This is a genomic window from Deltaproteobacteria bacterium PRO3 (assembly GCA_030263375.1).
GTDB lineage: Bacteria > UBA10199 > UBA10199 > DSSB01 > DSSB01 > DSSB01.
Window position 1 is genome coordinate 1 of sequence record SZOV01000139.1, and the last position, 6,337, is coordinate 6,337.

The window sequence follows — 6,337 nt, forward strand, 5'->3', positions numbered from 1 at the left end:
CCGTCCGCACCCAAATCCGACGGCGCCGGGTCCACTTACGGCGAGGGCCAGCTTCAATCCTCTTCCCAGGCGGTGGTCTATGCCGCCAACACCTCGGGGGGGCTGCTGGGCTCTCAGCCGCCCACTTACACCATGGAATCGGGTACCTTGATGCCGAGTCTTTTCCTAGCCTTCGAGGACGACAACGAGGATTTGAAAAAGTGGACCTATACCAAGGACGCCGGACAAGAATTTTTCCCGGCCGGCGCCGTAGTGCGCGAGACGTTTTTCAGCAAAGAAGAGGGCGGGCTCTGCGCCCCCGATCCGAAGGGCTGCGAGGGGAGGGTCCTGCGCTGGTTCGACCTGGGACCCTTGCCTGTGGCCTACAAAGAGTCGGGGCCCTATCTCTACGACCTGAGGATGGGAAGGTTGAAACCGGAGAACAATCCCAAAAAGGCCACCTACGTCGATGTCGGGATCGGGGCGGGCAATCAAATTAAGATGCCCCAGATCCCGGCCAAGACAGGGCACGTGATCTATGTTTTGCTGATTCCCGAAGGGGCCCCGATCGCCGTCGCTCCGGTCGAGATGAACCTCGAGGACCCCGGCGAATACGAGCAATTTCTAAAGGTGGCGATGAACAAGGAATATCGATTCGCGCGCGGGATCTGGGTGAGGCCGCCCATGGGCTACCTCGATCCCTACCAGCCCATCGACCTCATTCGGCTCAACGAGCCGGCCAAGCTGCGCGTGTTGCCAGGGGGCTCCAAATGAGGCAGGAGGACGGCGGGCCGCGCGAGAATCGCATTGGAAGCCGCGGCGGGATGGGGCAGAATAGCCTCGTTCGCGAAAGGGGATGGATATGAAGAAATACCTGCTCTTATTTCTCTTGGCGGCCTGCAGCGGCGCCGTGGACGGTACCGGCGCGGGCGGAGCGGGCGGCGGTCCGCTCGGCGGCGGGGGCGGCGGCAATTTCGCCCAGCAGGGGACCTTGGGCAGCCAGTCCGATATCCAAGAGATGGGCGACGAATGTCTCTTTCCCTACACCCTCCGCTTCACCGGCGAGACCTTGGTGGACGGCGGCAACTGGTACATTCTCGGTCAAGAGCAGAAAAATTTCCCGACGCCCGGGTTGGTGGTCAAAAACCAAAAAGAGCCCGTGGTCAACGAGGAGATCTGCTCCGACTGCGCGGGCCGCGTCGTTCGGCTCATCGACATGGGCGACCCCGGCTTCAATCCCTTCCAAGAAAAATTCAATTTCCTCATGTTCATGACGGGGGTCCGCAAGCACTTCGTGAAGCCCGAGCTGATCGCCCAGGCCGTCTACCAAGACTTTGTGGTGGGATCCGTGGGCGAAGTCACGCTGAAGGACTTGCCCATTCAGGCCAACCACCTCTACATGATCCTGCTTTCTGCCAAGCCGATAACGCCGGTCTCGGGGGCCACGTCCTTCCAGAACGCCGACGAGTTTTACGCGGTCACCGCCTGCTCGGACAAGCCGGAGACGCATCCCTTCACCTGGCTGCGGGTTTTCCAGGCGCGCTACAACGTGCCGAGCGGGTTCCCCAAGCCCATCCCTCAAGACGACGGGATCAGCCTGGATAATCTGAAGGACAAGGATAAGGCCGTGATGCCGGTCCAAGCCCCGGAAGTGAACCCGGGAGGTCCCGTCGAGCAAGCCAATCCGGTCTTCGATAAGTTCAAGGTTCGAGACTTGGTAGAGTAGAGGAGACGCATGCGAGGTTTTTTGACGGCAATGATGACGGTTTTGGCCCTGACGGCCTGCGCGGGGAGCGGGGGTTCGGGGCCCGGCGCCGTCGGTGCGGGTCCGGGGGGCGGCGCCCTCGACAGCCCCGGTCAGGCGGCCGTGGGCCCTGCCTCGCCCTTGGACCAACCGGTCCTGGGTCAAGCGGGCGGCGACGGGACCTTGGGTTCGCAGTCCTCCAACGTTGACCTCGAGCCTTATTTCTACCGCGAATACTCGCTGTTCTTTGCGGGAGAGCCCTTAGCCCAAGGGGCGGGCTACGATTACATCCTGCCCTCGGTCCCCGGAAACTTGCCCGCTGCCCAGGTCTTGAAGATCTTCAAGGACCTCGGCGGATACAAAGAGGTCCCCTGTTTGGCCTGCGAGGGGCGCTATGTCCGGGCCATCAACTGCGGGCCGCACAACGACGCCGACATCCTCCAGAACATGCCTCCGGAGGAGCACAACAACCCGACCGCCTCGAGTCCCTTGCTCTGGTATCTGTTGCACTTGCCGAGAGCCCATGGGAACTCGAGCGTCACCGTCTGTGAAGGGGCGACCTATCGGGATTTTCCGGTGAAGAGCTCCGGAATCGTGGACTTAGGAGAGTTGGATCTCTACCCGCAGGAGATCGTCGTGTTTTACCTCTTGCCCCAGAACCCCCCGCCCGAGGTCGGCCCTCTGTCGGTCGATGGATTTATGCAGATCGCGAAGGAAGGCATCGCCGCGACCGCGCAACAGGGCCTGATTCGCTACACGCGGCCGATGGGTCCGCTGAAGCTGTCCCCCCAAACTTTGCAGATTTTGAAGGTCCAATGACGGTCCCCTCGGCGCACCCAATCGCTGCCTTATTTTTTTCCTAACTGCTCCTCGACGAAGGACTTCATCTCGATCCGGCTGATCGGCACGCCGTGGCGCATCATCTGCGTGTAGAGGTAGCGCCGCGAGATGCCGAGGGCCTGGGCGGCCAGTCCCTTGTGGTAGCCGTGCTCGAAGAGGGCCTCCAGAAGGATGCGCTTCTCGTCGGACATGGGTTGGGCGGCGCCGCTCGCCGCCTTGGCGGGCTTTCCCGCCGTGGGCTTGACGGGCGCGGCGCCGGCGGAGACGGCCTTGGGCAGGGTCATGCCGCCGCTCATCGTCTTCTTGAAGTTGAAGGACTTCGGCACCAGCTTGCCCTTCTGGTGGAAGAGGCAGGCGGTGCGGATGGTGTTCTCGAGTTCGCGGACGTTGCCGGGCCATTGGTATTCCATGAGCATCTCGAGGGCCTCCGGGGCGATCTCGAGGGGTTCCTTCTTTTCGTCCTTAGCGAGCTTTTTTAGAAAATGCTGGACCAGGATCGGGAGGTCCTCCATCCGCTCGCGCAGGGGCGGCAGCACCACCGTCACGCCGTTCAAGCGGTAGTAGAGGTCCTCACGGAATTTCCCCTCGGCGATCAGCTCGCTCAAGTCGCGGTTGCTGGCCGAGACGACGCGGACGTCCACCTTGATGAGCTCGTTGGAGCCCAGCGGGCGGATCTCGCCCTCCTGCAGGAAGCGCAGCAGCTTGGCCTGCATCGTCGCGCTCATGTCGGCGATCTCGTCCAAGAAGACGGTGCCGCCGTTGGCGTATTCCAGCAGGCCCTTCTTGTCGCGGTCGGCGTGGGTGAAGGCGCCCTTCCTGTGGCCGAAGAGCTCGGATTCGAGCAGGGTCTCGGGCAGGGCGGAGCAGTTTTCGCTGACGAAGGGCTTCTTCGCCCGCGAGCTGTTGAAGTGGAGGGCGCGGGCGATCATCTCCTTGCCGGTGCCCGATTCGCCGTAGACCCAGACGGGGACGGTGGTCTCGGTGATGCGGTCGACCAGCGAGAGCACCTCGAGCATGGAGGGGCTTTGCCCGACGATGTCCTTGTATTCGAAGGTGAGCTTGTGCCGCTGGTCTTCGACCTCGCGCTTGAGCACGGTTAATTCGCCGGCCTGCTCCTCGACCGTCTCGGAAAGCTTCGCGTTGGCCTTCTCCAAGTCCTCGATCATCTGCGCCTTCTGCAGGGCCAAGGCGGATTGGTTGGCGAACATCTGCAACACGTTCAGGTCCGTGCCGCGGAACATGTTCGTCTCGTAGCGGTGGTCGAGGTAGAGCGCCCCGATCACGCCCTTAGTCCCCTTGAGCGGCAGGGCGAGGATGGACTTCAGCTCCAGCTGGTGCACGCTCTCAGCGGTCTCGAAGCGGGAGTCCTGGAGGGCGTTGTCGGTGACCAGGGCCTCGCCGCCCTGCATCGCCTCGCGGATCGCCGAGAGGCTGATCGAGGAGTCCTGCTTCTCGATCATCTCTTTCGAGACGTTGCGCGCCACCTTGATTTCGTAGCCGGGGATGGGGCCGGGCGATTGAGGGTTGCGGATGACCAAAAAACCGCGGTCGGCCTTGGAAAGCTCCATGGCGGCGTCCATGAGCTTGACGAGGACCTGGTCTAGGTTGTTCGAGCCGAGCAGCTCGGTGGTGATGGCGGTCAGCCTTTGCAGGATGTCCATGGGGAGGCTCTCCTTTTCGGAAGGTGAAGCGTTGGGGATTTCGCCCAAGACCCAGTGCCGGTAATCGGCGCGGTCTTCGAAGCTGATCTTTAGCGGGTCGGGAAGTTTTTGGTAAATCTCGCCCAGCAGGCGGCGGGCCGCCTCGCGGTCGGCCGGATCCCGGCGCAGGTTCAGGCGCAGCAGCCGCGCCTCGAGGTCCCAGGAGGGAGTCTCGGTCTCGGTGGCGACGGCCGCCGCATCGGCGTCCGCCGGCGCCTTGCCGTCGCGGAGCAGGCCCAGCCAGAGGCCGACCCGCGCCTGGCGCTGCAGGAATTCGGGGGAGCCCTCGCCCTGCGCCAGGGCGGAGCGCCAATATTCCTCCGCCTTGGCGAAACGGCCCACCGAGGCCTGGGCCAGGGACAGCTGGAGGAAATTGAGGCCGCGCTCGAAGGAGTTGCCGAGGAAGGCGAAGATCTCGCGGGCCTTCGTCAGCACCTCCAGGGCCCTGGGGTAGTCGCCGCGGCGGCAGGCGAGGACGCCGAGGTTCTGGTAGACGCGGGCCAGCGAGTTGTCGTCGTGGTGCCGGGAGGCCAGGTCCAGGGCCTCGCCGTAGGCCGCCTCCGCGGCCTCGAGATGCCCCCGGTCGAGGGCCAGGTTGCCGAGCTCGAGGGCGATGGAGAATTGTCCGTGGTGGTCTTGCAGAGAGGCATACATCGCCCGGGCCTCTTCGAGCAGGGCCTCCGCGCCCGTCCAATCGCGGCGCTCCGCTGCCAAGAGGGCGCGGTGTTTGAGGACCTCGGCGGTCTGCTCGCTGGAGGGGGGAAGCAGGGCCAAGGCTTTTTCGAAGTGCCCTCCGGCCTCGTCCAGTCGTTTCGCCTCGAGGTCGAGCAGGCCGAGCAGGGAGTGGGCTCGCACCAGGAAGGGCTTTTGTTTCGCGTTGGCGGGATCGGCGGCGGCCAGGCAGCGCTCGAAACGGCGGCGCGCCTCGGGGACATTGCCCAAATTTTTATAGGCGAGGCCGGTCGCCAGCCAAAACTTGACCTCGTTGAGCCCTTCGGGATCGGCGTGCCCCTCGGCGCGCCATAGCTCGATCTTGGCGACGGATTCTTTGAAGCGGCCCAGGCGGCCGTAGGCGTTGGCGGCCAGCCGCAGGAGCGGGTCGCTGGCCTCCTTGGCGGGGTTTGCGGCCAAGGCCCGCTCGCAGAAGGCGATGGCCTCGTCGAAATCCTCACGCGCGAAGTGCAGCTCCGCCGCTCGGATTGCGTATTTCGCGGCCTGGGGATGGTCGGGGATCTCGAGGGCGTGATGGGCGAGGGAGAAGACCGTCTCGGGGCGGGGCTCGGCGCCCGCGGCGCTTTCCCGCTCGTAATCCTCCAGCCATCCTTGGTGGAGTTGCCGGCGGCGCGATTCGCTTAAGCCGGCTAGGATCAGCTCGCGGAGCGCCGGGTGGGCGATCCGGTAGGACTCGGCCGAGCCGGAAGGGGCGGTTTGGATCAGGCCCAGGTGCAGCAGCTCGGAGAGGGCCTCGCGCGCCGCGGCGGGGCTCATTTCGCCGAGGGACGCCAGCGGGGCGAGCCGGGCGTCTTCGCGGGCCGCCGCGAGGAGGTCGAGAAGATGGCGCGGCCCCATGTCGAGGCGGCGGATGCGCTCGCCGAAGATCTCGGAGACACTGCTCGGCAGCTTCAATTGCAGCAAGGTCTCTTCCGTGAGGTGTTTGCGGTCGAGCAGGCCGCTCAGCAGCAGCTCGCGGCTGGTCTCGGTCAGGAGGCGTGGGTTGCCCTGGGTGCGCGCGTAGAGGTCCCGCGTCAGGGCCTCGGGCAGTTCGAGTTTGAGGGCCTTGTCGAGGAAGGCGCGCGTCTCCTCGAAGTTCAGGTTTCGCAGGCGCAGGTCGAGGACGGATTCTTCCTGCCCGAGGGCCTCCAGCGAGGCGGCGAGATCGGGGCGGACCTTCTCGTCGTTGTATTCCAAGAGCCAAAGCCTGCCGCCAGGGGTGCCGCCGCGCAGGAAGTGAAACAGGTCCTTGAAGTGCCGGGGCTGGAGGCCGTCGGCGTCCAGGAAGAAACGCAAAGGGTCCTCGTTGGCCAGGCCCTTGCCGGGCTCGAGCCGGCCCTGCACGACGCGGTGGCCCGCCAAG

General features: G+C 64.7%; 3 protein-coding genes. 2 read left to right on the forward strand and 1 reads right to left on the reverse strand.

Translation table 11 applies throughout. From position 1 onward, the window contains the following. Positions 1 to 841: 841 nt before the first annotated feature. Positions 842 to 1,705, forward strand: coding sequence for a hypothetical protein (locus FBR05_14290; GenBank protein MDL1873346.1), 864 nt, complete (start codon positions 842 to 844; stop codon positions 1,703 to 1,705). A gap of 9 nt (positions 1,706 to 1,714) precedes the next feature. Continuing rightward, positions 1,715 to 2,542: a hypothetical protein gene (locus FBR05_14295; protein MDL1873347.1), complete on the forward strand. Its 828-nt coding sequence runs from the start codon at positions 1,715 to 1,717 to the stop codon at positions 2,540 to 2,542. A gap of 29 nt (positions 2,543 to 2,571) precedes the next feature. Here FBR05_14295 and FBR05_14300 read toward each other — a convergent pair. Further along, on the reverse strand, positions 2,572 to 6,337 hold a 3,766-nt coding region (locus FBR05_14300; GenBank protein MDL1873348.1), incomplete at its 5' end, for a tetratricopeptide repeat protein.

Excerpts from the sequence above, each read along its gene's own strand:
- FBR05_14295 (MDL1873347.1), top strand. The coding sequence starts at position 1,715 with ATGCGAGGTTTTTTGACGGCAATGATGACGGTTTTGGCCCTGACGGCC.
- FBR05_14290 (MDL1873346.1), top strand. The coding sequence starts at position 842 with ATGAAGAAATACCTGCTCTTATTTCTCTTGGCGGCCTGCAGCGGCGCC.